Genomic DNA, 25,307 nt, shown 5'->3' with positions numbered 1-25,307 from the left:
GTCGGACCCCCTGCCTATGGTTCGAGGACGAAGCGGATGGCGAGGAACCCGAGCATCCGCACCGCCGCAGCACGGAGAGGAGGCAGAGATGGCGACGACCGCATCGAGGACCCGGGGGAGCGCTACGGTCCTCTCCGGCGATTCCCGCTCCGTCAGGCTGCGCCTCGCGCATCTCGACCAGGACCAGGCCGATCTGGAGCGTGCCCGGGATCTTCTCCACCAGGGAGAGGCCGCGATCGCCGACGACCCCCGTGAGGCTTTCGAGCTCATCCACCGCGCAGCGCTGCGCGGCGCCGGGATCATCGTCGCGCGCGCCAATCGTGACCGCCGCCGCCGGCTTCCACTGAACGTGTGGACGGCCTTGGAGCGCATCGGCGGTGAAGATGCGGAGCGTGCGAGCGATATGGCTCCTCTGGTGGCGGAGCGGTCCCGCTTGGACCGGGATGCGTCGGCCGTCCCCGATCCTGTCCTGCTGCAGGCCCATCTCGAGCAGACAGCGCTGCATCTGAGGAGCGTCTCGGAGCGCCTGGTCTCCGATCTGCCCTCTCCGATGACCGCGCTGGCCGGCTGAGGGAGTTCTGGCCACGGACCGTCCCGCGCGCCGAGTACAGTGCCACCACGAAGGAGGTGCCGATGGCAGCGCAGGACGGTGTCGGACCGACCGTGGAGATCCCGGGAATCCTCCATCTGGACATGGACGCCTTCTTCGCGTCCGTCGAGGTCCGTGACCATCCCGAGCTCAGGGGACTCCCCGTCGTCGTCGGCGGGGCCGGAACGCGCGGCGTGGTCGCTGCGGCCAGCTATCCGGCCCGGACCCGCGGGATCCGCTCGGCGATGCCGATGGCGAGCGCGCGCCGACTCGCCCCCGATCTGGTCATCGTCCCGCCACGCATCGCTCGCTACCAGGAGACCTCCGCTCTGGTGATGGAGCTGTTGAGTTCCGTCGTCGCCGATATCGAGCAGATCAGCATCGATGAGGCGTTCCTCGACGTGCGCGGAGCGCGTCGTCTCTTCGGGGGACCTGACCAGATCGCCTCCCTGCTGCGCAGCCGCATCCGTGACGAGCTCGGGCTGCCCAGCTCCGTCGGCGGCTCGGTCTCCCGCGCCGTCGCGAAGATCGCCTCGGCGCGGGCGAAGCCCGACGGCCAGCTGATCATCCCGGCGGAGCAGACGGCGGAGTTCCTCGCCCCGCTGCCGGTCTCGGCGGTCTCGGGGATCGGACCGAAGGCGGTCGCCTCCCTGGAACGTATCGGGGTGCGGACCATCGGCCAGATCAGGGAGATCCCGCCTTCCACCCTGGCGCGGGCACTGGGCCCCCGCGCCCCCGAGATCATCCACCTGGCCACCGGCAGCGATCGGACGGGACTGGGACACCGGGTCCGGGATAAGTCGCTGGGCACAGAACGGACCTGGGACGAGGACCTCACCGACGCGGACGAGGTCCGGCGTCGCATCACCTCGATGGCGGATGACGTCGCGCGCCAGCTCCGTCGCAGCGACGCCGTGGCCCGCACCGTCGTCCTCAAGCTGCGCAGTCCCGACGGGACGACCATCACGCGCTCCTCGACCCTCGATCAGCCGACGTCCAGCGGGGAGCGTCTTCGTGAACAGGTCGTCGCCCTGTGGGACAAGGAGCGTCACCGGCTCCGACGGATCCGCCTGGCCGGCGTGAGGGTCACGCATCTGACGGCGGAATCGACCTCCGCGGTCCAGCAGGAACTGACCAGCCGGTCCGCCCTCTGGCGGGATCTGGAGACCGCGATGGACCGGGCCACGGACCGTTTCGGGACCGCCAGCCTCAGCAGGGGCTCCACCTTGGGACCAGCCGCCGACGGGGCGCAGCGCTCGGCGTCGTCCCGCGATCCCGAGGACGATCGGGACGCCCGCGACGGCTCAGGTCTGTGATGCAGTGCCCCGAGTGTTCCCATTACCCAGGAACTGGCTCTAAACTGGGTGAATCGCCGATGAGGGCACCGGAACCTGATCGGCAGCTGGGGCGCCGAACGGGGCGCGTGAGGACCGGGGACAAGGAGCGGGACCATGCCGCTGTCTGAACATGAGCAGAAGATGCTCGACGAGATGGAGCGTCAGCTCTTCGCTGATGATCCACGTCTCGCACGGGCTTTTGCACCGACGAAGAATTCGCGACGGAGCGGACGGCGGATAGCCATCGGCCTCGGCGCCGTGCTTCTCGGTCTCGGAGTCCTGGTGCTAGCCGTCTCGCTGCCGGCGATCTGGCTCGGAGTGATCGCCTTCCTGGGGATGCTCGCCGGTGCCATCTACGCCGTGACCACGCCGAGCTCGGCCTCCCAGGGGGACACGCAGGGACCCTCGGGAGGGGGAGGCGGCCATACCGGCCCCACCGCACCGAATGATGGTCATGGCGGGACCTTCATGGGCAAGCTGGAGCAGCGCTGGGAGAAGCGCTCGGGAGATGACCCCCGGCGCTGACGGCCGACCTGTCGGCGGGGAAGGGTGCCCGTCGCGGTTCCACAGCCTGCCCCGAACCCGGAACATGCCTCGACTGAGGCTCCGCACTGAAGCACTGAAGCACTGAAGCACTGAAGCACTGAAGCACTGAAGCACTGAAGCACTGAAGCACTGAAGCACTGAAGCACTGAATATGTGAAGCCCCGGCTCTGTGAGCCGGGGCTTCGTCGTGCCCGGCGATGGGGTCGCCTCCGATCAACGCTGCTCGGAGGCCGCACAGAGGCCGCAGAGGCCGCGCGGAGGCGCCGAGAAGGCGCCGAGCAGGCGTCGGGAATGGCGTCCGTCCGTCACGGCTGACCGGACGGTTCGTCGGATGACCCGCGGCTTCCACCTCGGTGCCAGCGCTCCGGCGCGGCCCGTCACGGCCTGCCACGGCCCATTCCCCACTTCACCCCACCAAGCCCCTCCCTTTCCCTCCACCGGAGAGGCGACACGGAGGCGAGCAGCACGCTCGGACCTCTGACCTGCGGTGATTCGAAATCGTCGCATTCGGCAGCGGGGTGTGACGAGTCGATGTCGGGCGATGGGTGGCGGAATCGACTCGCCGCGAGCAGATTTCCCCCCACCTTGCCCCACCCGGCTGACCAGCAGTGATGTGTGCACTGGGGGGAGATTGGGCCCGAAACAGGGCCCAGTGTGGGGAGTAGTGGGGTAAAGTGGAGCGTGTTGGGAGGAGATGGGGTTCGGTTCTCGAGTCGCGGCAGGTAGAGGAGGTGCTGGATGTTCCTCGGCACCTTTACGCCCAAGCTCGACGACAAGGGGCGCCTGATCTTCCCGGCCAAGTTCCGCGACGAGCTCGCTTCGGGACTGGTCATGACTCGTGGGCAGGAGCACTGCATCGCCGTGTATCCGCTCGCCGAGTTCCGCCAGAAGCTCGAGGAGGCCCGTCGGGCTCCCACCACCGATCAGCGGACTCGTGACTACCTGCGAGTGCTGCTCTCCGGAGCAGAAGACGTCATCCCGGACAAGCAGGGCCGCATCACCATTCCGGGCCACCTCCGCGGCTACGCGGATCTGGACCGGGAGTGCGCCGTCATAGGTGCACTCGACCGACTCGAGATCTGGTCGCTCCCGGCGTGGGAGACCTATCTCGAACAGAAGGAAGAAGGATTCGCCGAGACCTCCGAGGAGGTGGTTCCCGGCTTGTTCTGAGTTCGACTCGACGGACATCCGTCCTGTGAGACCTCTCGTCGTTCCCGCCCCGATGCAACTTCCCCGGTGGCGGGTCGGGAACGACGAGGAATCTGACAGGACGGCACCGCGACCAGGATGCGGAGTCGACCGACACGAAGGATCCCCACGGATCCGGCCACAGCACATCGCACGAACAGCACGCAGGGGAGAGGTGACATGGACGAGACGCAGCACGACCTGCCGGCAGAAGAGCGGCACGTCCCCGTTCTGCTGGCCACCTCGGTCGAGCTCCTCGTCCCCGCCCTCCAGGAGCCCGGCTCGGTCTACGTCGATGCCACGCTCGGCATGGCGGGCCACGCCACCGCTGTCCTCCACGCCGCACCCCATGCGCGACTGGTCGGCATCGATCGCGATCCCGAGGCTCTCGCGCTCGCCCGCACCCGGTTGGATCGCGAGGGAGTCGGAGATCGGGCCACGCTGGTCCACGCCACGTACGACGAGATCCCCGAGGTGCTCGAGGAGCTGGGGCTCCCCGGAGCACACGGCGTGATGATGGACCTGGGCCTGTCGAGCTTCCAGATCGACACCACCGATCGTGGCTTCTCGTACTCGGTCGATGCGCCGCTGGACATGCGGATGGATACGGCATCGGACGGACCGACGGCGGCGGATCTGCTGCGCGACCTGCCCGAGGCGGAGATCGCCCGCATCCTCCACGACCTCGGCGACGAGCGCTTCGCCAAGCGGATCGCACACCGGATCGTCGAGCAGCGTCAGACTGCTCCGCTGACCCGCAGCGGCGAGCTCGTCGAGCTTCTCGACCGCGCCATCCCCGGGGCGTCGAAGGCGAGCGGCGGACATCCTGCCAAGCGCACCTTCCAGGCGCTGCGGATCGCCGTCAACGAGGAGCTCGAGATTCTCGCCTCGGCGATCGAGTCCGCACTGGACTGCCTGCACGTGGGAGGCCGGATCGTCGTGGAGTCCTATCACTCCGGCGAGGACCGCCTGGTCAAGACTGCTTTCGCGCGGCGTACCCGGTCCTCCGCCCCTCCGGGGCTGCCGGTCGAGCTCGAGGAGCACAAGCCGAGCTTCGCCCCCGTGGTCCGCGGCGCCTTGAAGGCCGACGAGACCGAACGAGGGAGCAACTCCCGGGCCGCCTCCGTCCGCCTGCGCGCCCTGACCCGTACCCGATCCGCCGAGAGAGCTCACTGACATGGCCAGCACTTCAGCCGTTCACGCCCCCGCGGTCCGTCCCGTCCGGGGCCCGCGGAGCACCTCCGCAGCCCGCCCGCGCCTCGCCATCGTCGCTGCGCCGAAGACCGCCGGCAGCTCGATGCCGTTCACGATCCTGTGCACCCTGATCGTGACGGCGACCCTGGCGGCGCTGCTCTACATGAACATCCAGATGTCGGATACCAGCTACGAGATCACGCGGCTCCAGAGCCAGTCCCAGCGACTGACGGAGGAGAAGCAGGCGCTCACCGAGACCGATGAGCGTCTGGGCACGCCCCAGGAGCTCGAGCGCCAGGCCCGCGAGCTCGGCATGGTCCCGGTCACGGATCCGGCATATATCGACCTCGACACGGGCAAGATCATCGGTGAGACGTCCTCGGCGGCGCAGACTGAGGTCAACCCGGAGCTGGCGCCCGTGGCCCCAGAGGCCGCCGTGCCGCCGGCTGAGATCTACGACAAGCCCACGACGTACCACGGCATGGGCAACGAGGGAGTCTGACCATGGCGCGGTCACGCTCGTCCCGCAGGACACGCACGACGCAGACCACCGGCCGCCCACGAGCTCGTGCCGGGGCCGCCCGTATGCCACAGGGCCGACTCGGTGCACCGGCTGTCCGGCACCGGCTGCTGATCTGCCTGATCATGGCGGCGGTGCTGATGATCTCCGGGCGGCTCGTCTGGGTCCAGGGGCTCGATGCGAGCGCACGGGCCCAGGAGGCGATCGACCAGCGCACCGTCACCCGCACCATCCCGGCGCTGCGTGGCGACATCCTGGACCGCAACGGCACCACGATGGCGAGCTCGGTCGAGCGCTACGACCTGTGGGTCAACCAGCTGCAGGTCGACGAGTACCTCCAGGGGTCGAAGGATGCCGAGGTCACGGGTATCGACGCCGCGGCCCAGGAGCTCGCTCCCGTGCTGGGCTGGTCCGTCTCGGACACCAAGGCGAAGCTGACCGGTGATCGCGGCTTCATGTATCTGCAGAAGAACGTGGACCCCAAGGTGCGCGACGCGATCATCTCCCTGAAGATCCCGGGCATCGGCGCGGATCGCGTTGCCGATCGCATCTACCCGGCCGGATCCGTGGGTGGGAACATCCTCGGCTTCGTCGGCGCCGACGGCTCCGCGCTGGCCGGCACCGAGTACTCCTTCGACGACGAGCTCAGCGGCACGGACGGCAAGACCAGCTACGAACGCGGCGCCGGTGGCCAGATCATCCCGACCGGCACGCAGCAGACCACGCCGGCCGTCGACGGCAACGACCTCGTGCTGACGATCGACCGCGACCTGCAGTGGAAGGCGCAGCAGATCGTGGCGGGCGCCGTCGACAAGTGGGAAGCGACCGGCGGCAGCGCGGTGGCGATGAACGCCCGCACCGGCGAGGTGCTGGCGATGGCCGAGTACCCCTCCTACGATCCCAACAACCCGACGACAGAGGACGGCCAGTACCTGGGCAACAGGTCCATCTCCAACGTCTTCGAGCCGGGCTCGACCGGCAAGCTCTTCACGCTCGCCACGGCGCTCGAAGAGGGCACTGCGACCCCGGAGTCGCAGTACGAGATCCCGTACGAGCAGTACTTCGAGGGTGAGCGGATCAAGGACTCCCACTACCACCCGGACCAGAAGCTGACCCTGGCCGGGGTGCTGAAGCACAGCTCCAACGTCGGCACCGTGCAGATCTCCGAGAAGCTCGACCCCCAGGTGCGCTACGACTACCTGCGGGCCTTCGGTCTCGGGGAGACCACGGGTGTGCAGCTGCCCGCCGAGTCCGCCGGCATCGTGCATCCCCCCGAGGACTGGACCGGCCGCACCCGCTACACCACCGCCTTCGGGCAGGGCTACAGCGTCAACGCCCTCCAGATGGTCTCCGCCGTGGGCACCTTCGCCAATGACGGGGTGCGGGTGAACCCCTCGCTGGTCTCCGGGGTGCGGCAGGACGATGGGACCGTGCGTCCGCTCGGCCAGCCCGACAGCACGCGGGTGATCTCCTCGGACACCGCCGCCACGATGCGTGGCCTGATGGACAACGACATCGAGGACGGCGACAACAACGCCTCGGTCACGGGCTACGCGACCGCGGGCAAGACCGGCACCGCACAGGTGGGGGACGACGGATACACCGCGTCGTTCATCGGGTTCGCCCCGGCGGACGACCCGGAGATCGTGGTCGGCGTCTTCGTGTTCGGCCTGGACACCTTCATCTCCGGCAACACGGCCGCCGCCCCCGCGTTCTCCGAGCTGATGACCTTCACCCTGCAGAACCAGGGCATCCCCCCGACCGGCGTTCCCGGTCGCGAGTACGAGAACGAGTGGTGAGCCCCCGGTGACCATCCCCGCAGAACCCGCAGATCCCGCAGAACCCGCAGATCCCGCAGAGCTCGCCGAACAGGAGCCCTCGGACCAGAGCCCCGGGGGCCAGGACACCCTCGCCGCCGAGACGCCCCGTCCCCGGCATCCCCACGGGGTGAGCGCAGCGGAGCTCGCCGCCGCGCTCGGCGCCTCCGCGCCCGATCGCGACATCACTCTGTACGGCGTCACCCTGGACTCCCGCAGTGCCCGGGACGGCGACCTCTGGTGCGCCCTGCCCGGTGCCAACGCGCACGGGGCCGACTTCGCCGCCCAGGCCCGGGAGCAGGGCGCTGTGCTCGCCCTGACCGATGAGGCGGGCCGCTCGCGATGTGAGGCCGCCGGGCTTCCCGCCCTCGTCGTCGAGGACCCTCGAGCCGCCACGGCCACCGCCGCCGCGATCGTGCAGGGTCGGCCCGCCGAGCGACTGCGGACCATCGGAGTGACCGGCACCAACGGGAAGACCTCGGTCACCACGGTCCTCACCCGCGTTCTCGACCAGCTCTCCGTGCCCGCCGGCGTCATCGGCACCAGCGGCACCGCCTATCGCGACGGATCCGGCGCCGACCACCGGATCGGGACGGTCCGCACCACCCCCGAGGCCCCCGAGCTCCACGGCATCCTCGCCCGCATGCTCGAGGACGACGTGCAGGTGGCCTCGATGGAGGTCTCCAGCCACGCCCTCGTGCTCCACCGCGCCGACGAGGTCGTCTTCGACGTCGCGTGCTTCACGAACCTCAGCCAGGACCACCTCGACTTCCACGGCACGATGGAGGCGTACTACGAGGCCAAGCGGACCCTGTTCACGCCCGAGCACGCCACGCACGGCGTCGTCTGCGTCGATGACGAGTGGGGCCGACGCCTCGCCCACGAGGCGAGCATCCCGGTCATGACCTACGCCACGCTCCCCGGAGTCGAGGCGGACCACACGGCCCGTGATATCCGCGCCGAGGGCTTCGGCAGCACCTTCGCCGTCGACGGTCCGGACGGTCCACGCTCCCTGCACGCCGCGCTGCCCGGTCGCCACTACGTGGCCAACACGCTCGCCGCCGAGCTCCTCCTCGCCGCGATCGGCCTGTCCGGTCCCGAGACGACGGCGGCGCTCGGCGAGGCCGGCACCGTCCCCGGACGCATGGAGCTCGTCACTGCGGAGCCCATCCGCGGCGTCGTCGACTTCTCCCACACCGCGGCCGCCCTCGAACAGGCCCTGATCACTCTGCGCGCCGTCCCGGGCACCCGCCGACTGATCGCCGTGATGGGCGCCGGTGGGGATCGGGACCGCAGCAAGCGGCCTGCCATGGGCGAAGTCGCCGCACGTCTCGCAGACGTGGTGATCGTCACGGACGACAACCCGCGTTCCGAGGACCCCGCCGAGATCCGACGAGCTGTGCTCGGCGGCATGCCCGAGGACACGAAGGCGCAGGTCCACGAGGTGGACGGGCGGCGTGCGGCGATCGAGCTCGCGGCGAGTCTGGCGGACGTGTCCGACACCATCCTCGTGGCCGGCAAGGGCGCAGAGACCGGACAGCAGATCGGCGATATCGTCCATCCGTTCGATGACCGCCTCCGACTGCGCACCGCGCTGTCCGGGACCGGGACCAAGTGCGCCGACGACACGGACGGAGAACGCTGACGATGCTGCAGACCACAGCTGGGGAGATCGCTGGGATCACCGGAGGTCGACTCGTGGGTGGAGCGACCGGTGACGAGACCGTCACCGGAGCGGCCCGGATCGACTCCCGAGGGATCGAGGCCGGTGACCTCTTCGCCGCCTTCCTCGGTGAGCACGCCGACGGGCACGACCATGTCGCCGCGGCGCAGCGGTCCGGGGCGGCCATCGCCCTGGTGACCCGGGACCTCGGTCTCCCGGCGGTGCTCGTCGACGACGTCCGGACGGCCCTGTGGGACCTCGCCCGGGCACAGCTGGCACGAGCCCGCCAGGAGCGCGAGGACCTCGTGGTCTTCGCGATCACGGGCAGCGCCGGCAAGACCGGCGCCAAGGACCTCCTGGGGACGATCCTGCGGACCGCAGGAGAGACGATCGCCCCCGTCGGCAGCTTCAACAACGAGCTCGGCCTGCCGCTGACCGTGCTGCGCCTGGACGCCGGGACGCAGTACCTCGTCCTGGAGATGGGCGCCCGCGGCGTCGGCCACATCAAGCAGCTCACGGACATCGCACGCCCCGACGTCTCCCTCGTCCTGAACGTGGGCAGCGCCCATCTCGGGGAGTTCGGCAGCGTCGAGGCCATCGCCCGTGCCAAGGGTGAACTGGTCGAAGCGCTCGAGCCCTCCGGCAGGGCGATCCTGAACGCCGAGGACCGTCTGGTCGCCGCCATGGCCGATCGCAGCGCGGCTCCCGTGCTCGGCTGGGGCTTCACCACCGGCGATCTGCGCGGAGAGGACCTCGCCCTCGACGTGGACGCCCGCGTGAGCTTCACCCTCGTCGTCCCCGACGGCCTGACCACGCTGCAGGGCGAGGACATCCCCGCGGGTCGGTTCCCGGTGCGTCCGGACCTGCTGGGCGACCATCAGGCGGCCAACGCCCTGGCCGCCCTCTCGGCAGCGGTCTCCGCTGGGGTGGCCCCGGCCGCCGCTGCCGCCGCCCTCGAGGATGCGAAGCTCGCCTCGGGGCAGCGGATGGAGGCGCTGCGCGCCGGCGGCGTGATCGTCATCAACGACGCGTACAACGCCAACCCGGATTCGATGCGCCAGGCGCTCAAGACCCTCGCCCACCTCGGCCGGGGCCACCGCACGATCGCGGTGCTCGGCGAGATGCTCGAGATGGGGCCGGACTCCGTGCGCCTGCACGATGAGATCGGCCGCCTCGTGGTGCGCCTGAACATCGGTCAGCTGTATGCGATCGGCAACGGCGCCGCGCCCATCCACCACGGGGCGAGCCTCGAAGGCAGCTTCGGGGGCGAGTCCGAGTACCTCGATACGATCGAGGAGGCGATCGCCGTGCTGGAACGAACGGTGGTGCCCGGTGACGTGGTGCTCCTGAAGTCCTCGCGTGACGCAGGACTCCGTGAGATCGCCGCGCCCCTGATCGACCACCTGCAGCGACGAGACGGTGCCCTCCCGGAGCATCCGGCAGACGAAGGAGACGACGCATGATCGCGATCATCATCGCGGGAGCGACGGCCTTCCTGCTGTCCATCGTGGGCACGCCGCTGTTCATCAAGCTCCTGGTGCGCAAGAGCTACGGCCAGTTCATCCGGGACGACGGCCCGACCTCGCACGCCACCAAGCGCGGCACCCCGACCATGGGCGGCGTGGCCATCATCCTGGCCACGATCCTCGGCTACGGGCTCTCGCACCTCTTCCTGCTGACGGCGCCCTCCATCTCGATCCTGCTGGTGCTCTTCCTCATGGTGGGGCTCGGGGTCGTCGGCTTCCTCGACGACTACCTCAAGATCTCGCAGCAGCGCAGCCTCGGACTGCGGCCGCGCGCGAAGCTGATCGGTCAGTTCCTCGTCGCGACCGCCTTCGCGGTGCTCGCCCTGCTGTTCCCCGACGGCAACGGCAACACCCCGGCCTCGACCAAGATCTCCTTCGTGCGGGACGTCGAGTGGCTGGATCTCGCCTTCGCGGGCTCCGTCGTCGGCTTCATCCTCTTCGCGATCTGGGCGAACTTCCTGGTCGCCGCGTGGTCCAACGGGGTGAACCTCACCGACGGCCTCGACGGCCTCGCCAGTGGCGCCACTATCATCTTCACCGCCACCTACCTGGTCATCGCGTTCTGGCAGTGGCGCCAGGTGTGCAATGTCGACCTCGACGCCGGGGGAGTGGTGCACTGCTACGACGCCCGCGATCCGCTGGATGCTGCCGTGCTCTGCGCCGCGATCATCGGCGCCTGCGTCGGCTTCCTGTGGTGGAACACCTCGCCCGCGAAGATCTTCATGGGCGACACCGGGTCCCTCGCCCTCGGCGGCGCGATCGCCGGGCTGACCATCGTCACCCGCACCGAGATCCTCGGCGCGGTTATCGGCGGCCTGTTCGTGGTCATCGCCCTGTCGGTCATCATCCAGGTGGGGAGCTTCAAGCTCACCGGGAAACGTGTGTTCCGCATGGCCCCGCTGCAGCACCACTTCGAGCTCAAGGGCTGGAACGAGGTCACGATCGTGGTGCGCTTCTGGATCGTCGCCGGCGTGCTGGCCGGCCTCGGCCTCGGCATCTTCTACCTCGACGCCCTCCCGAGGATCACCTCATGACCGCCGCGGAACCCGCCCCCGCGCCCGGCAGCGGGCGTGCCAACGTCGAGAACCTCGCCTGGCCGGGCCTCGACGTCGCCGGGCTGCGGATCCTGGTCGCCGGCTTCGGCATCTCCGGCTATGCGGTCGCCGATCAGACCATGCAGCGCGGCGCGCACGTGCTCGTGGTCGACGGCTCCGACACCCCGGAGATCCGCGAGCGCACCCAGATCCTCGAGGTGCTCGGGGTCGAGGTGCGCCTGGGCCGCGAGCACACGCTCGCCCTGCCCGCGGACCGGGAGATCGACCTCGTGATCACCTCCCCGGGCTGGCGCCCCGACCAGCCCCTGCTCGCCGCCGCGGCGGCCGCCGGGATCCCGGTGTGGAGCGAGATCGAGCTGGCCCGACGGATGCAGGCGGCCGACGGCCCCGCCTGGCTCGCCGTGACGGGCACCAACGGCAAGACCACCACCGTGACCATGCTCGAGACGATCCTCCAGCACGCCGGGCTGCGCGCCGTCGCCTGCGGCAACGTCGGCCTGCCCGTGATCGAGGCGGCCCTGGACCCCGAGGGCTTCGACGTGCTCGCCATCGAGCTCTCCAGTTTCCAGCTGCACTGGACGCAGAACCTCGGCTGCGAGGCCGCCGCCGTGCTCAACGTCAGCGCCGACCATCTCGACTGGCACGGCGGCGCCGAGCAGTACGCGCTGGCCAAGGGACGGATCTTCCACGGTGTCCGCACCGCGTGCATCTACAACGTCGCCGACGAGATCACCAGACGGCTGGTCGAGGATGCCGATGTCCTCGAGGGGGCCCGCGCGGTCGGGATCTCCCTGGGCACGCCCGGCCTGTCCGAGATCGGCGTGATCGACGGGATCCTCGTGGATCGTGCCTTCCTCGCCGAGCGGCGCACAGCCGCCGCCGAACTCGCCACGCTGGAGGACCTCGCCCACCTCGGCCCGCACGGCGCCGGGCCTCACCTCGTGCTCGATGCCCTCGCCGCCGCGGCGCTCGCGCGCGCCCATGGCGTCCCGACCGAGGCCGTGCGCGACGGGCTGCGGGCCTATCGCGTGGGCTCCCACAGGGCGCAGCTGATCGCGACGATCGACGACATCAGCTTCGTCGACGACACCAAGGCCACCAATCCGGCGGCCGCCGCCGCGTCCCTGCACGCCGCGGACCGCGTGGTGTGGATCGCCGGGGGCGACACCAAGGGCGCCGATCTCGACCCGCTGATCGCGGCCACGACGGACCGCCTGGTCGGAGTCGTCCTGCTCGGGGAGGACGACCAGCCCTTCCGTTCCGCTCTGGAGCGACACGCCCCCGAGGTCCCCGTCCGTCGCATCGATCCGGGTGACACTGACGATGTCGCCGGGCGCTCCCGACTCATGGAGGACGCGGTGCACGCCGCCCGCTCCCTCGCCTCGGCAGGGGATGTCGTGCTGCTGGCACCGGCAGCCGCCTCCATCGACCAGTTCCGTGACTACGCGGAGCGGGGGGATCTCTTCGCGGCGGCCGTCCATCGACTGCCAGGAGCGAGCACATGACGATCGAGGAGACCCGACGGGACCCCCGTCGGTCCACCGGCGTCGTGCGTCCCGATGAGGACCAGCCGCTCGGCAGCATCGGCTCCCGCATGCGGGAGGGCGTCGGCTCCTGGCTGAAGTCCCCGGCGCTGGACTTCTACGGCCTGATCGTGATCGGCACCCTGCTGGTCAGCGTGGGTTTGGTGATGGTGCTGTCCTCCTCTGCGGTCCTGAACATCTCCCGTGGGAACTCCGGGTTCGCCGGTCTGTTCCGCCAGGGGACCTTCGCGGCCATGGGACTCGTCCTGCTCTTCGTCGCCGCCCTGCTGCCTCCGGCCTTCTATCGCAAGGCGGCCTGGCCCCTGCTCGGAGTGGGCATCGCTCTGCAGTGCCTGGTCTTCGTGCCGGGCCTGGGCTGGGCGGTGGACGGCAACCAGAACTGGATCCGGGTCGCCGGCCAGACCCTCCAGCCCTCGGAGTTCCTCAAGCTCGCCCTCGCCGTGTGGCTCGGAGCCGTGCTGGCCGTGAAACGGCCGCTGCTGCACAGACCAGGCCATCTGCTGTTCCCCCTGGTCCCGGGAGCGGTCCTCGCCCTGGGCCTGGTGATGGCCGGCCACGACCTCGGCACGATGATGATCATGGCCATGCTCGTCGCCGGGGCCGTGTGGGTCTCCGGCGTCCCGCGACGCTGGTTCCTGGCGGCCGGGGTCGCGGGTCTGGTCGCGGTCATCGGTCTGACCGTCACGAGCGCGAACCGCATGGCACGCATCGGCAACTGGATCCATGGGATCTGCGAAGGCGACTCCTGCTATCAGTCCGACCAGGGCCTCATGGGCCTCGCCGAAGGCGGCTGGTGGGGCGTGGGCCTCGGCCAGTCCCGTCAGAAGTGGGGTCGCCTCCCCGCCGCCGAGGACGACTACATCTTCGCCATCATCGGCGAGGAGCTGGGTCTCATCGGCACCCTCGGCGTGCTTCTGCTCTTCACCGTTCTCGCGCTGATCCTCTTCCGCATGATCACGCGGATCGACGACCACTTCATGCAGATCACGATCGCCGGGATCAGCGCCTGGCTGCTGGGCCAGGCCTTCGTGAACATGATGGTGGTCACCGGGATGCTGCCCGTGATCGGCGTCCCGCTGCCGTTCATCTCCTCCGGCGGCTCCGCGCTGCTCGCCTCCATGGCGGCGCTCGGGGTGCTGATCTCCTTCGCGCGCCGTGAGCCCGGCGCCCCCGAGGCGATCAGCGCCCGGATGGCCTCCGTGCGCAGCTCCGTCGGCGTGCTGCCCGCCCCGCGCGACAGCGCCTCCGGCTCGACGAAGCGCCGCGCCGGGTCGAAGCGCTCGAAGGCCACGAAGACCACGAAGAGTGCCAAGAGCGCGAAGAGTGCCAAGAGCGTGAAGGGCACCAAGAGCTCGAGTCCCTCGACGTCCTCGGGATCGTCCCGCTCTTCCGCCCGTTCGAGCACCTCGCCTGCTCGTCGTTCCCCCTCGTCCCGAAGGACCCGATGACCACGACCACACCGCCCCGCATCCTGCTCGCCGGGGGTGGCAGCGCCGGGCACGTGTCCCCGCTGCTGGCCACCGCTGCGCAGATCGTCCGACGCACCCCGGAGGCCGAGGTGCTCGTGCTCGGCACCCCCGACGGGCTCGAGACCGATCTCGTCCCCGCCGCCGGCTTCGAGCTGCTCACGATCGACAAGGTCCCCTTCCCCCGGCGCCCGAACGGCACCGCGCTGCGCTTCCCGGGGCGCTTCGCGGGGACCCTGCGCCAGGTGCGGGCGATCCTGCGCGAGCGGCAGATCGACGTGGTCGCGGGGTTCGGCGGCTATGTGTGCCCGCCTGCCTATCTCGCGGCGTTCTCCGCCCGCCTGCCCGTGGTCGTCCATGAGGCCAACCGGCGTCCGGGGCTCGCGAACCGGCTCGGTGCCCGCCGCGCCGACGAGGTGCTCACCGCCTTCGACGGCTCGAGCCTGCCCGGCGCCCGCCGGATCGGGATGCCGATGCGCGACGGCATCGCCCACCTCGATCGTGCTGCCCGCCGCGCCGCCGCACGGGAGGCCTTCGGTCTGGACCCCGACCGGCCCGTGCTGCTCGCGACCGGCGGATCCCTCGGTGCCCTGCGGCTGAACACCGCGGTCTCCGAGGCCGCGGAGAGCTTCCTCGACGCCGGCGTGCAGATCCTCCATGTCACCGGCCGCGGCAAGGCGGAGGGTCTCGTCGAGCGGCCCGGCTACAGAGTCGTCGAGTACGTGCTGTCGATGGAGGACGCCTACGCCGCCGCGGACCTCGCCCTGACCCGGTCAGGCGCCGGCACGGTCAGCGAGCTGACCGCCGTGGGGCTGCCATCCCTCCTGGTGCCGCTCCCGATCGGGAACGGCGAGCAGGCTCTGAACGGGCAGGACGTCGTGGCCGCCGGTGGCGCACTGATGGTGGCGGACGCGGATCTGGATGCTGAGGTGCTGCGCACACAGGTCCTCCCGCTGCTCCAGGATGCCGAGCGCCTGGGCGCCATGGCCGAGGCTTCCCGCACCTTCGGCATCTCCGATGCCGCCGAGGTGATGGCCGACGTCGTGACCGGCGTCGCACGCCGAGCCTGACCCGGTCTCCCGACCGATCCGACTACGGTGATCCCATGAGCTCCGCTGCAGTCCCCACCGGCCCCTCGACGCAGCGCGCGCCGCGCACGATCCTGCGTCCCGGGGGCGTCATCTCGCAGCCCGCGTGGCCCACGGATCGTCCGATCCGCAGTGTCCATGTGATCCGTATCGGGGGCGCCGGGATGTCCGCCGTCGGCCGCCTCGCTCTGGAGGCCGGGCTCCGCGTGAGTGGGTCGGACTCGCAGGACGGCCAGTTCATCGCCCCGCTGCGCGAGGCGGGCGCCCGGATCACCCTCGCTTTCGACGCCGCGTCCCTGAGTGACGATGTCGACGTCGTGGTGGTCTCCACCGCGGTGCGCGCCGACAACCCCGAGGTGATCGCCGCCCGCGAGCGCGGGATCCCGGTCATCCACCGCGCGGCCGCCCTGGCGGGCCTGCTCGCCGGCCGTGACCTCGTGGCCGTGGCCGGCACCCACGGCAAGACCTCCACGACCGGGATGGCCGTGATGGCGCTGCGCGGCGCCGGTCTCGACCCTGCCTGGGCGCTCGGCGCCGCGGTCCCGGACCTCGGTCGCAACGCCGGCTTCCGCGCCGACCCGGTCCTGACGGCATCGGGCTCCGGCACCTCGGGCGGCACCGAGCGATCGGACGCTCCCGGCACGGCTCACGCCGTGAGGGGCGGCTCGACGGCCCCCGCAGTGATCGAGGCCGACGAGTCCGACGGGTCGTTCCTCGCCTTCGCTCCGCGCTCCCTCGTGGTCACCAACCTGGAGCCGGACCACCTCGACTTCCACAGCGACGAGGAGACGCTCACCGCGGCCTTCGACGCCCTCACCGGGCAGATCGTCCCCGGCGGGCAGCTCGTGGTGTGCGATGACGATCCCGGTGCCCGCGCCCTCGGCGCACGGGCCGCGCAGCGCGGCGTCGCCGTGACGAGCTACGGCACCGGCGCGGACTGCGACTGGCAGGTGCTCTCCGAGACCGGCGGCGCCGGGGGCACCCAGCTCGAGCTCGGCACCCCCCGCGGCACGCTCCGCACCACCCTCTCGGTCGCCGGGCATCACAACGTGCTCAACGCCCTCGGCGCGCTCGCAGCGTCCGCCGCTGCGGTCGCGGACGCCGAGCTCAGCGCCCTGGCGTCGGGCCTGTCCGTGTTCACGGGCGCGTCGCGGCGCTTCGACGTCGCAGGGACCGTCGGCGGCATCACGGTGGTGGACGACTACGCCCACCACCCCCGGGAGGTGGCGGCGACCATCGCCGCAGCCCGCGGCATCGTCGAGGACCAGGGGCGCGGCGGCCGGGTGCTCGTGGTCTTCCAGCCGCACCTGTTCTCCCGCACCCGGGACTTCGCCGCGGACTTCGCGACCGCGCTGGCCGCTGCCGATCGCACCTGGGTGATGCCCGTCTACGCGGCGCGCGAGGATCCCGATCCGCGCATCGACGCCCGCACCATCACCGATCACGTGACCGGCGAGGCGGTTCTGCCCGTCGCCGGGCCGGAGCAGGTCGCCGCCGCAGTGCGTGATGCCGCCGCGCCCGGTGACCTCGTGCTCATGCTCGGCGCCGGGGACATCGTCGAGACCACTCCGTCGGTGCTGGCGGCGCTGGACGACGGTGCGGAGGAGCGCTGATGGCACGGCGTCCCTCGGTGCCACGCCCCCGCACCACCGCACGGCGGCCCAGCACCGCACAGACCCCGCGACGACCGGCGCCGGGAGCGGGGCCGGGCTCGGGTCACGGGATCACGCCCGCACCGGGGGACGGCGCCACAGCGCGCCCCGCGCCGTCGACCCGCCCCGCACGGTCTGCCGGCTCGGCACGCTCCGCACCCTCCGAACCCTCCGCACCCTCCGCGGCCTCTGCGCCGTCAGCATCCTCGACGCGTTCCGCGTCATCGGCACGCTCCGGCACGTCCGCTGCATCGGCTCCCTCGGCCAGCTCCGCTGCGTCTGCCACCTCCGCTGCATCCGCGAACCCGGCGCCCCGCGCCGCCGCGCGCATGCCGCGCACCTCGAGCGCCGCCGTCGGTCGACCGGGCCCGCAGGCGCCCGCCGAGACTTCCGCAGCCGATCCCGGCACCGGGGGCGGCGGCCGGGTGGTCCAGGCCGCGGGGCGCTTCCGGGAGATCGTCGCCGGGCGGCCCTGGCGCCGTCGCCGACGGGCGATCATCGCCGGCGCATCAGGTCTCGTCGTGCTCCTGGTCGCGGCGGTCCTCGTCGCCATCTTCCTGCCGGCCCTCCAGCTGCGGGAGGTCTCGGTCTCCGGCCTCGGCTACGTCCAGGAGGACGAGGTGCGCTCCGTGCTGGATCAGGACCTCGGCGACAGCGTCCTGCTCCTGCCCACCACGGACATCGCCGAGCGCGTCGAAGCGGTGCCGGGGGTCGAGAGCGCAGAGGTGCACCGCTCCTGGCCCGACGGCGCCACGGTGACGATCACCGAGTCGGAACCGGTCGCCGTCCTCACCACGACGGATGGGACCTCCGCCGTGATCGACGGCTCCGGGCAAGAGCTGCCCGCCGACGCAGGGGAGGGCGCCGAGCTCATCCCGCTGACCGTCGACGGAGGATCCGCGGATCCGGAGGGTGCCGCCACCGCACTCAGCGAGGTCCTCGCGAGCATGCCGGACAGCCTGCGCGGCTCCGTCCAGACGATGACCGCCTCGAGCGCGAGCGATGTCCAGCTGGTCCTCGCCCTCGAAGACGGCGGCACGAAGACCGTCGTCTGGGGGGACGCCGCCGATTCGACGCTCAAGGCCGAGGTGGTCCTGGCACTGATCGAGCAGCCCGGCACCGAGATCGACGTCTCCTCCCCGGTCGCACCCGTCACGCGCTGACCCGCCGGTTCGGCCCGGGCAGGGTGAGGCTTTCCACGGTTCGGGGCCGACACGCGCCCGACACGCACCCGTGGTGTTTGCGTGGGAGTGAAGTCCTCCCTAGCGTCAAAGGAAAGAAGAGGTGCCCCGAACTCCAAACCTCGAGTCGAGGTTGAGAGTTTCGGCAGTCGGTGACCAGGCGCGACGCAGGCCCCTCTTCGCAGGTGAACGACAAGAGCAAGGACCTCAAACGTGGCCGGAACCCAGATCTCCCTAGCAGTCATCAAGGTCGTCGGCGTCGGCGGCGGAGGTGTCAACGCTGTCAACCGCATGATCGAGTCCGGTCTCAAGGGCGTCGAATTCATCGCGATCAACACCGACGCCCAGGCGCTCCTCATGTCGGACGCGGACGTCAAGCTCGACGTCGGCAAGGAGATCACGCGCGGTCTCGGCGCCGGCGCCGATCCCGAGGTCGGCAAGCGCGCGGCCGAGGACCACGCCGAGGAGATCGAGGAGGTCCTCCGCGGGGCCGACATGGTCTTCGTGACGGCCGGCGAGGGCGGCGGGACCGGCACCGGCGGCGCCCCCGTCGTCGCCAAGATCGCCCGCAGCCTCGGGGCGCTCACCATCGGTGTCGTCACCCGCCCGTTCACCTTCGAGGGGCGTCGCCGCTCCACCCAGGCGGATTCCGGCATCGCCGGCCTGCAGGCCGAGGTCGACACTCTCATCGTGATCCCCAACGACCGCCTCCTGTCCATCGCGGACAAGCAGGTCTCCATGCTCGACGCCTTCAAGAGCGCCGACCAGGTGCTGCTGTCCGGTGTCCAGGGCATCACCGATCTGATCACCACGCCGGGTCTGATCAACCTCGACTTCGCTGACGTGAAGTCGGTCATGCAGGGCGCCGGCAGCGCCCTGATGGGCATCGGCTCGGCGCGCGGCGACGACCGCGCCCTCCAGGCCGCCGAGCTCGCGGTCTCCAGCCCGCTGCTCGAGGCATCGATCGACGGCGCCTACGGCGTGCTGCTCTCCATCCAGGGTGGCAGCGACCTCGGCCTGTACGAGGTCTCCGAGGCCGCTCGTCTGGTCCAGGAGGCCGCTCACCCGGACGCGAACATCATCTTCGGCTCCGTCATCGACGACGCCCTGGGTGACGAGGTCCGCGTGACCGTCATCGCCGCCGGCTTCGAGAGCGGTGGCCCGGCCCAGCGTCAGGACGTCACCCCGCAGCAGCGTCCGGCCCCGCGCCAGGAGCCGGTGCAGCCGCCGCGCGCCGCCCAGGAGCCGCGTCCGGCCGCCACGTCGCAGCGTTCGCCGTCGGGCTCCGGTGCCGCCGCAGCCCCGGGTGCCTGGGGCCTGCCGCAGCAGACCTTCTCCCCGACCCGTCCGGGGTCGGACGATCCGGAGACCGAGGTGCTCGAGTCCACCGAGGCCGATCAGGAGTACGCCGCGCCGCAGCAGTCGCAGTTCCCGCCGCAGCCCGCGCCCCGCGCGCCGCAGCAGGAGCCGGTGCGCCCCCCGCGCATCGAGGAGCCGCCGTCGGACGATGACGACCTCGATCTGCCGTCGTTCCTCAAGTGACATCAGCTCTCCCAGCACGGGCCTCGCGACTTCGCGGGGCCCGTGCCCTGTTCACGGGGCGTGCCGGGGGAGTGGGGGCCGGCGACTACGCCACCTTGAACCTCGCACGCCACGTCGGCGATGACGACGGCGTCGTCGAGCGCAACCGGGCGCTCGTCGCCGCCGAGATCGGTCTCCCGCTGGTGTTCGTGGATCAGGTCCATTCCGCGGACGTCCACGTGCTGCCCGAGACCGGCCCCGTCCCCGTGCTCACCGCCGATGCACTGGTGACACGTCGTCGCGATGTGGCGCTGGCGATCATGGTCGCGGACTGCCTCCCGGTGCTGCTGTCCGACGAGCAGGCGGGCGTCATCGCCGTCGCCCATGCCGGCCGAGCCGGTCTGCTCGGCGGCGTGCTCCAGAACACCCTCGCCGCGATGGCCGAGCTGGGAGCGGCTCCCGCGCAGATCTCCGCGAGCATCGGCCCGTCGATCTGCGGGCGCTGCTACGAGGTCCCGGAGGAGATGCGCGCGGACTCCTCGGTCGCTCTGCCTGCCACGTGGTCCGTCACACGGTGGGGAACCCCTGCGCTCGACCTGCGTGCGGGCGCCCTCAGCGTGCTGACCGCCGCCGGCATCCCCGCGGCGGAGATCGATGAGGATCACCCCTGCACCCTCGAGCGCGAGGAGTTCTTCTCCTATCGGCGGGAGTCCCGCACAGGCCGGCTCGCCGGGGTCATCCGCCGCCGCTGACCGCCGCCGCACAGGCGAGACATAGGAGGTGGCACGGGGCGCGACACGGGTGGCGACACGCCGACGGCCTCCCTGGGCAGAGGAAACCCCTGCGGTACTTTCGAGGCACAGGGCTCCCACGCACTCCCCGTGCTTCCCCGGAGCCCCGGTCAGCGTGAACAACAAACTGGGAGATCTGCGATGGGTAACTGGCGCAACGCCATGGTCGCTCTCGGCCTCGCCAACGAGGTCGACGATGAATACTACGAGGACGAGCGGCAGCGCCCGGAAGAGGCCGCCGCTCCGGCTCGCCGCACCGAGCGAGGCGCCGAGCCCGCACCCGAACGGGAGGCTCAGGTGACCCCGATCCGCCAGCGTTCGAATGTTGTGGCCATGGCCCCGGCAGTGGAGGAGTCGATGCACCGCATCACCACCATCCATCCGCGTTCCTACAACGACGCGAAGGCGATCGGCGAGTCCTACCGTGACGGCGTGCCCGTCATCGTGAACCTCTCCGACATGCAGGACGGCGATGCCAAGCGCATGGTCGACTTCTGCGCCGGTCTCGTCTTCGGTCTGCGCGGCAGCATCGAGCGGGTCACCTCCAAGGTGTTCCTGCTCTCGCCGGAGTTCGTCCAGGTCGACGGAGATACCTCTGCCGACGAGGGCAGCTTCTACAACCAGAGCTGAGCGCCTTCATGCAGCTTGTCGCGGGAGTGCTGTACCTCGCAGTTCTGCTGTACCTGATCGTGCTCATCGCGCGCCTGGTCCTGGAGTGGATCCAGTCCTATGCGAGGGACTTCCGCCCCCGGGGCATCGTCCTGGTGCTCTTCGAGGTCGTGTTCACGCTGACCGATCCTCCGGTGAAGGGCCTGCGACGCCTCATCCCGCCCTTGCGCCTGGGCTCGATCGTGCTCGATCTGAGCCTCATGATCCTGCTCGTCGTGGGGTGGATCCTGCTCTCGGTCCTGGCCGCTTTCGCGGGCTGACGGGGCGCGCCGCGACCTCGCGGCCCCCTCACGGCTTTCCTCAGCAGTCGTGGCAGGCTCCCACTATCCGCTAGGCTGACGGAACCGCGCGTCAAGCGCACGACGACCCCTGACTGATGAGAAGGTGACCCATGGCTCTGATGCCCGATGACCTGCTGTCCAAGCGGTTCACGCCGGTTCGGTTCTCCGAGGGCTATGACATGGACGAGGTGGACAACTACCTCGATAACGACATCCTGCCGCGCCTGCAAGAGCTGATCGACGAGAACAACCGACTGACCAAGGAGCTCGAGGAGGCGCACAACCGCCTCGCCGAGGTCGAGTCCGCGCCGGCCCCCGTGGCCGCCGAGTCTGCCGAGACCCCTGCGGTCGAGGACGACGTCGTGGCGGACGATGTCGTGGCCGACGAGGCCCCGGCCGCGTCGACGGACGAGTCGGATCTCGACGCGACGGCGGCGAACACCGTCGTGGCAGATGCCCCCGCCGAGCAGTCCTCCGCTGCCGCCGCAGCCGCTCCCGCCGCCGCGGGTGGCGCGGACGCCGCTGGCATCATCGCCCTGGCGAACCGTCTGCACGACGAGTACGTCAAGAACGGTGAGGACGAGCGCGATCGCCTCATCACCGAGGCCAACGACGAGCACAAGCGCATCGTCGGCGAGGCCGAGGAGAAGTCCCGCAGCACGCTGGCCGAGCTCGAGACGAAGAAGGCGGACCTCGACAAGACGATCGAGGGCCTGCGCACCTTCGAGCGCGACTACCGCAACCGTCTGCGCAACTACCTCGAGAACCAGCTCCGCGATCTCGACACGAGCGAGACGCAGGACAAGCAGGCGAACTTCGGTCTGTGAACCACGCTGATCAGTCGTCGACGAGCGCCGGGCCCCTGGGGTCCGGCGCTCGTCGCCGTCCGAGCCGGGGTGTGGTCCTCGGCGGCATAGCAGCAGTGGGCGTGCTGCTGGCCGTCGTCGACCAGCTCACCAAGAACTGGGCCGTCGCGAACCTGCCCGAGCTGGATCCCCAGCCGTTCCTCGGCGAGATCCTGCACCTGACCCTGCTGTACAACTCCGGTGCGGCCTGGGGCATGGGCTCCGAGATCACGCCCGTGGTGACCGGATTGCAGATCGCGATCGTGATCGGCGTGCTCGTCTTCGCGGTCCGCTCGGTCCGCTCGCTCTGGTATACGCTCGCCCTGGGCCTGATCCTCGGCGGCGCCCTGGGCAACATCCACGATCGCCTGCTGCGCCCTCCCGGTCCCTTCCACGGCGCGGTCGTCGACTTCCTCGAGCTGCCCCACTGGCCCGTGTTCAACGTGGCCGACATGGCGGTGGTCGCAGGGGCGATCCTCGTCGTGCTGCTTGGTGTGATCGGAGTTCCGGCGGATCCCGCCGAGGTGGAGGCCGAGGAGCGCGCCCGCGCCGAGGCCGACGACACTGCTGGGGCCGACGACGCCGCTGGGGCCGACGACGCTGCTCGGGCCGATGACACCGCTGGGGCCGGCGGCGCTGCTCGGGCCGACGACGTCGAGCACCCGGAGGAGACCCGGTGAGCTCCTCGCGCACCCTCATGGTCCCCGACGGGCTGGCCGGTGAACGGGTCGACGTCGGCATCTCCCGGATGCTGGGCCTGTCCCGCACCCGCGCCGCTGACCTCGTGATGGCAGGCCAGGTCCTGGTCGATGGCAGCGTCCCGGCGCGCTCCACCCGGCTCGAGCCCGGCTCGATGGTCGATGTGGAGCTCCCGGACGAGCGGCCCGCCGCGCAGGTGCGGCCGCAGATCGCCGACGGCATGAGCCTCGTCCACCAGGACGAGGACATCGTGGTGGTCGACAAGCCCATCGGCGTCGCCGCGCACCCCAGCGCCGGCTGGTCCGGGCCCACCGTGCTCGGTCATCTGGCCGCGGCCGGCGTGGGTATCCGCACCAGCGGTGACCCCGATCGGCAGGGGATCGTGAGCCGCCTCGATGTCGGAACCAGCGGCCTGATGGTCGTGGCCCGCACCGAGCGCGCCTACACCACGTTGAAGGACGCCTTCCGCGCCCGGGAGGTCGGCAAGATCTACCACGCCGTCTGCCAGGGCACACCGGATCAGGCCGCGGGAACCATCGAGGCGCCGATCGGTCGGTCCCCGAACCACGACTACAAGTTCGCGGTGCTTCAGGACGGCAAGCACTCCGTCACCCACTACGAGACTCTCGAAGCCCTGCACGGCGCGACGCTGCTGAAGGTGCGCCTGGAGACGGGGCGCACCCACCAGATCCGCGTGCACATGGCAGCCCTGAAGCACCCGCTGGTGGGAGATCCGCAGTACGGCTCGGATCCGGGACTCGCGCAGAAGGTGGGGCTGATCCGGCAGTGGCTGCACGCGATGGAGCTGACCTTCGTGCACCCGGCCACGGGTCGCTCCGTCACGTACACCTCCCAGTACCCGCAGGACCTGCAGGACGCGCTCGACGCCCTTCGCGCCTGAGCGCGTGCACGTGCTCGGTCGTGCCCGTGCCTGTGCCCGTGGTCCGTCGTGACCGTGAGCGTGGCCGTGCTCGAGGTCGCGCTTGCGTCGGGGCGAGGGCCGGAGCCGGGGTAGCGTCGAGGCATGACCGACGAGCAGACCTCCACCGCGCTGAGCCCCACGCGGGATGCGGCCCTGGCCCGAGCAGATTTCCCCTTCACGAAGGTGGCGCGACGGCTCGGCATCGACCCGGCTGAGGCCGAGGTCGCCCTGCGGGACGATGACCGTGCTCGCGCCGCGATCGCGCGCACCGTCCACGACTTCCTGGAGGCGGACGACGCCCGTCGGGCCGGGAAGGCGCCCGCCACCGCGATGGCCCTGGACCCCGACTTCCCGACCGGGGTGGGGATGGCCCTGGTCGGCGCGGCCGTGCTGTGGGAGGCCCGCGATCTGGTGCCGAAGGTTGCGCTGAGGGTCGCCAAGGACCACTACGAGGACGGGGCGGACGAGCTCGCCGCGAGCTACATCGCCCTGGTCCAGGAGTCCGTGGACCCGGGGGAGGACAGCCGTGGCGACGCCCTCGCCTGGGCCGCGCAGTCCCTGCTCGTCTCCGTGCTGCAGCGCTCCGGACCCCCGGCCCAGGCCGACGAGATCGCCCGCGACCTCGCCGCCCACGCGATCCCGATCGACCTGTGGCGTGACGACGACCCGAGCCTGCCGGACGACTCCATGTCCTGGCACGGCGGCGCCTTCGTGGGCGGCATCCCGCCGCGTCGGGACGAGCGCAGCCTGAGCTTCGAGGACGTCCACGACTACATGAACACCTTGTTGGCCGAGACGCGCCGTGAGCAGGAGGCCGAGGGCGACGGGGCGTGAGCCTCGCTTCCCACACGTCGCTGCTCAGGAGCAGGCGCCCGCTCCGCGTGCTCCGTGCACAGGTGCCCACTCCGCGTGCTCCGTGCGCAGGCAGTTCGATCGTGCGGTGACGCAAAAGGTGCCATCGGAGTGGAACCTTTCTGAGCATGGCGGGCTGGGAAGCCGGCAGGCTGGCGGCTGGGGAGCTGGCGGGCTGGCGGGCTGGCGGGCTGGCGGCTGGCGGCTGGCGGCTGGCGGGCAGGCGGGCCGTCGGGGGAGAGCCCGTTCGGGACGCGCAGGGCTGCTTCTGGGGAGTCGGCCTCGAGGCCCCGAATATTCCCGACCCGTCGGACGCGCCGGGGTGACCTCCCCGACGCCCATCTGATGGCATGTCGGCCGT

24 protein-coding genes are annotated in these 25,307 nt (G+C 70.8%); 23 read left to right on the top strand and 1 reads right to left on the bottom strand.

What is annotated here, in order from left to right; translation table 11 throughout:
• The first annotated feature begins 88 nt into the window (after positions 1-88).
• The 14 genes from INT49_RS03230 to INT49_RS03165 all read left to right on the top strand — a co-directional run bounded on the left by INT49_RS03230 (position 89) and on the right by INT49_RS03165 (position 17,146).
• Positions 89-571: an SAV_6107 family HEPN domain-containing protein gene (locus INT49_RS03230; RefSeq protein WP_193116278.1), complete on the top strand. Its 483-nt coding sequence runs from the start codon at positions 89-91 to the stop codon at positions 569-571.
• A gap of 62 nt (positions 572-633) precedes the next feature.
• Positions 634-1,905 (top strand): DNA polymerase IV, encoded by a 1,272-nt coding sequence (gene dinB, locus INT49_RS03225; RefSeq protein WP_193116277.1) that lies wholly within the window; start codon positions 634-636, stop codon positions 1,903-1,905.
• A 135-nt stretch (positions 1,906-2,040) separates the two neighbouring features.
• Positions 2,041-2,451: a DUF3040 domain-containing protein gene (locus tag INT49_RS03220; protein ID WP_193116276.1), complete on the top strand. Its 411-nt coding sequence runs from the start codon at positions 2,041-2,043 to the stop codon at positions 2,449-2,451.
• A 759-nt stretch (positions 2,452-3,210) separates the two neighbouring features.
• A complete protein-coding gene (gene mraZ, locus INT49_RS03215) occupies positions 3,211-3,642 on the top strand; it encodes a division/cell wall cluster transcriptional repressor MraZ (protein WP_193116275.1) in 432 nt (143 codons plus the stop codon).
• Between the two features lie 198 nt (positions 3,643-3,840).
• The gene (gene rsmH, locus INT49_RS03210; RefSeq protein WP_193116274.1) at positions 3,841-4,836 is read left to right on the top strand and encodes a 16S rRNA (cytosine(1402)-N(4))-methyltransferase RsmH; all 996 of its coding nucleotides are present in this window, start codon (positions 3,841-3,843) and stop codon (positions 4,834-4,836) included.
• A 1-nt stretch (position 4,837) separates the two neighbouring features.
• Positions 4,838-5,356, top strand: coding sequence for a septum formation initiator family protein (locus tag INT49_RS03205; protein ID WP_193116273.1), 519 nt, complete (start codon positions 4,838-4,840; stop codon positions 5,354-5,356).
• A gap of 83 nt (positions 5,357-5,439) precedes the next feature.
• Positions 5,440-7,173, top strand: coding sequence for a peptidoglycan D,D-transpeptidase FtsI family protein (locus INT49_RS03200; protein WP_226849660.1), 1,734 nt, complete (start codon positions 5,440-5,442; stop codon positions 7,171-7,173).
• Positions 7,174-7,321: 148 nt separating this feature from the next.
• Positions 7,322-8,836 (top strand): UDP-N-acetylmuramoyl-L-alanyl-D-glutamate--2,6-diaminopimelate ligase, encoded by a 1,515-nt coding sequence (locus INT49_RS03195; protein WP_377802329.1) that lies wholly within the window; start codon positions 7,322-7,324, stop codon positions 8,834-8,836.
• Positions 8,837-8,838: 2 nt separating this feature from the next.
• Positions 8,839-10,317, top strand: a complete 1,479-nt coding sequence (locus INT49_RS03190; protein WP_193116271.1) for a UDP-N-acetylmuramoyl-tripeptide--D-alanyl-D-alanine ligase — start codon at positions 8,839-8,841, stop codon at positions 10,315-10,317.
• Positions 10,314-11,414 (top strand): phospho-N-acetylmuramoyl-pentapeptide-transferase, encoded by a 1,101-nt coding sequence (gene mraY / locus INT49_RS03185; RefSeq protein ID WP_193116270.1) that lies wholly within the window; start codon positions 10,314-10,316, stop codon positions 11,412-11,414. The genes INT49_RS03190 and mraY overlap by 4 nt, the downstream gene beginning before the upstream one ends.
• Entirely contained in the window at positions 11,411-12,940 is a 1,530-nt protein-coding gene (murD, locus tag INT49_RS03180; RefSeq protein WP_193116269.1) for a UDP-N-acetylmuramoyl-L-alanine--D-glutamate ligase, read from the top strand. The genes mraY and murD overlap by 4 nt, the downstream gene beginning before the upstream one ends.
• Complete coding sequence (gene ftsW, locus INT49_RS03175) at positions 12,937-14,427, top strand: putative lipid II flippase FtsW (protein WP_193116268.1); 1,491 nt, start codon at positions 12,937-12,939, stop codon at positions 14,425-14,427. The genes murD and ftsW overlap by 4 nt, the downstream gene beginning before the upstream one ends.
• Positions 14,424-15,515, top strand: coding sequence for a UDP-N-acetylglucosamine--N-acetylmuramyl-(pentapeptide) pyrophosphoryl-undecaprenol N-acetylglucosamine transferase (locus INT49_RS03170; protein ID WP_193116267.1), 1,092 nt, complete (start codon positions 14,424-14,426; stop codon positions 15,513-15,515). The genes ftsW and INT49_RS03170 overlap by 4 nt, the downstream gene beginning before the upstream one ends.
• A 35-nt stretch (positions 15,516-15,550) precedes the next feature.
• On the top strand, positions 15,551-17,146 hold the full coding sequence (locus tag INT49_RS03165; RefSeq protein ID WP_193116266.1) for a UDP-N-acetylmuramate--L-alanine ligase: 1,596 nt from the start codon (positions 15,551-15,553) through the stop codon (positions 17,144-17,146).
• Between the two features lie 103 nt (positions 17,147-17,249).
• On the opposite strand, the gene INT49_RS20990 is transcribed toward INT49_RS03165, so the two are convergent.
• Positions 17,250-17,471 (bottom strand): hypothetical protein, encoded by a 222-nt coding sequence (locus tag INT49_RS20990; protein WP_226849659.1) that lies wholly within the window; start codon positions 17,469-17,471, stop codon positions 17,250-17,252.
• A 43-nt stretch (positions 17,472-17,514) separates the two neighbouring features.
• Here INT49_RS20990 and INT49_RS03160 point away from each other — a divergent pair, with 43 nt between their 5' ends.
• The 9 genes from INT49_RS03160 (at position 17,515) to INT49_RS03120 (ending at position 24,928) form a co-directional block, all read left to right on the top strand.
• On the top strand, positions 17,515-18,348 hold the full coding sequence (locus tag INT49_RS03160; protein ID WP_226849658.1) for a cell division protein FtsQ/DivIB: 834 nt from the start codon (positions 17,515-17,517) through the stop codon (positions 18,346-18,348).
• 231 nt (positions 18,349-18,579) lie between these two features.
• A complete protein-coding gene (gene ftsZ, locus INT49_RS03155) occupies positions 18,580-19,908 on the top strand; it encodes a cell division protein FtsZ (protein ID WP_193116264.1) in 1,329 nt (442 codons plus the stop codon).
• Positions 19,905-20,639, top strand: a complete 735-nt coding sequence (pgeF, locus tag INT49_RS03150; RefSeq protein ID WP_193116263.1) for a peptidoglycan editing factor PgeF — start codon at positions 19,905-19,907, stop codon at positions 20,637-20,639. Before ftsZ ends, pgeF begins: the two co-directional genes overlap by 4 nt.
• 180 nt (positions 20,640-20,819) lie before the next feature.
• Positions 20,820-21,308 (top strand): cell division protein SepF, encoded by a 489-nt coding sequence (locus INT49_RS03145; protein ID WP_193116262.1) that lies wholly within the window; start codon positions 20,820-20,822, stop codon positions 21,306-21,308.
• Between the two features lie 8 nt (positions 21,309-21,316).
• The gene (locus tag INT49_RS03140; protein ID WP_193116261.1) at positions 21,317-21,607 is read left to right on the top strand and encodes a YggT family protein; all 291 of its coding nucleotides are present in this window, start codon (positions 21,317-21,319) and stop codon (positions 21,605-21,607) included.
• Positions 21,608-21,738: 131 nt separating this feature from the next.
• Positions 21,739-22,455 carry a DivIVA domain-containing protein gene (locus INT49_RS03135; protein WP_193116260.1) on the top strand — a complete coding sequence of 239 codons (717 nt, stop codon included), beginning with the start codon at positions 21,739-21,741 and terminating at the stop codon, positions 22,453-22,455.
• Positions 22,452-23,153, top strand: coding sequence for a signal peptidase II (lspA, locus tag INT49_RS03130; RefSeq protein WP_319021492.1), 702 nt, complete (start codon positions 22,452-22,454; stop codon positions 23,151-23,153). Before INT49_RS03135 ends, lspA begins: the two co-directional genes overlap by 4 nt.
• Positions 23,150-24,073: an RluA family pseudouridine synthase gene (locus tag INT49_RS03125; RefSeq protein WP_193116259.1), complete on the top strand. Its 924-nt coding sequence runs from the start codon at positions 23,150-23,152 to the stop codon at positions 24,071-24,073. The genes lspA and INT49_RS03125 overlap by 4 nt, the downstream gene beginning before the upstream one ends.
• Before the next feature lie 123 nt (positions 24,074-24,196).
• Positions 24,197-24,928, top strand: a complete 732-nt coding sequence (locus INT49_RS03120; protein WP_193116258.1) for a hypothetical protein — start codon at positions 24,197-24,199, stop codon at positions 24,926-24,928.
• Positions 24,929-25,307 lie beyond the last annotated feature (379 nt).

Source organism: Brachybacterium tyrofermentans, assembly GCF_014897585.1.
GTDB lineage: Bacteria > Actinomycetota > Actinomycetes > Actinomycetales > Dermabacteraceae > Brachybacterium > Brachybacterium tyrofermentans.
Note: the sequence above shows the minus strand (reverse complement) of the source record. Positions and strands in the feature narration are given on the sequence as shown.

Bases quoted from the DNA above. Each gene is read 5' to 3' on its own strand.
- INT49_RS03230 (WP_193116278.1), top strand. From the start codon at position 89: ATGGCGACGACCGCATCGAGGACCCGGGGGAGCGCTACGGTCCTCTCC.
- ftsW (WP_193116268.1), top strand. From the start codon at position 12,937: ATGACGATCGAGGAGACCCGACGGGACCCCCGTCGGTCCACCGGCGTC.
- INT49_RS03165 (WP_193116266.1), top strand. From the start codon at position 15,551: ATGAGCTCCGCTGCAGTCCCCACCGGCCCCTCGACGCAGCGCGCGCCG.
- INT49_RS03220 (WP_193116276.1), top strand. From the start codon at position 2,041: ATGCCGCTGTCTGAACATGAGCAGAAGATGCTCGACGAGATGGAGCGT.
- rsmH (WP_193116274.1), top strand. From the start codon at position 3,841: ATGGACGAGACGCAGCACGACCTGCCGGCAGAAGAGCGGCACGTCCCC.
- INT49_RS03160 (WP_226849658.1), top strand. From the start codon at position 17,515: ATGCCGCGCACCTCGAGCGCCGCCGTCGGTCGACCGGGCCCGCAGGCG.
- INT49_RS03170 (WP_193116267.1), top strand. From the start codon at position 14,424: ATGACCACGACCACACCGCCCCGCATCCTGCTCGCCGGGGGTGGCAGC.
- dinB (WP_193116277.1), top strand. From the start codon at position 634: ATGGCAGCGCAGGACGGTGTCGGACCGACCGTGGAGATCCCGGGAATC.
- mraZ (WP_193116275.1), top strand. From the start codon at position 3,211: ATGTTCCTCGGCACCTTTACGCCCAAGCTCGACGACAAGGGGCGCCTG.
- INT49_RS03135 (WP_193116260.1), top strand. From the start codon at position 21,739: ATGGCTCTGATGCCCGATGACCTGCTGTCCAAGCGGTTCACGCCGGTT.
- INT49_RS03145 (WP_193116262.1), top strand. From the start codon at position 20,820: ATGGGTAACTGGCGCAACGCCATGGTCGCTCTCGGCCTCGCCAACGAG.
- INT49_RS03190 (WP_193116271.1), top strand. From the start codon at position 8,839: ATGCTGCAGACCACAGCTGGGGAGATCGCTGGGATCACCGGAGGTCGA.
- INT49_RS03140 (WP_193116261.1), top strand. From the start codon at position 21,317: ATGCAGCTTGTCGCGGGAGTGCTGTACCTCGCAGTTCTGCTGTACCTG.
- INT49_RS03205 (WP_193116273.1), top strand. From the start codon at position 4,838: ATGGCCAGCACTTCAGCCGTTCACGCCCCCGCGGTCCGTCCCGTCCGG.
- mraY (WP_193116270.1), top strand. From the start codon at position 10,314: ATGATCGCGATCATCATCGCGGGAGCGACGGCCTTCCTGCTGTCCATC.
- INT49_RS03200 (WP_226849660.1), top strand. From the start codon at position 5,440: ATGCCACAGGGCCGACTCGGTGCACCGGCTGTCCGGCACCGGCTGCTG.
- murD (WP_193116269.1), top strand. From the start codon at position 11,411: ATGACCGCCGCGGAACCCGCCCCCGCGCCCGGCAGCGGGCGTGCCAAC.
- INT49_RS03120 (WP_193116258.1), top strand. From the start codon at position 24,197: ATGACCGACGAGCAGACCTCCACCGCGCTGAGCCCCACGCGGGATGCG.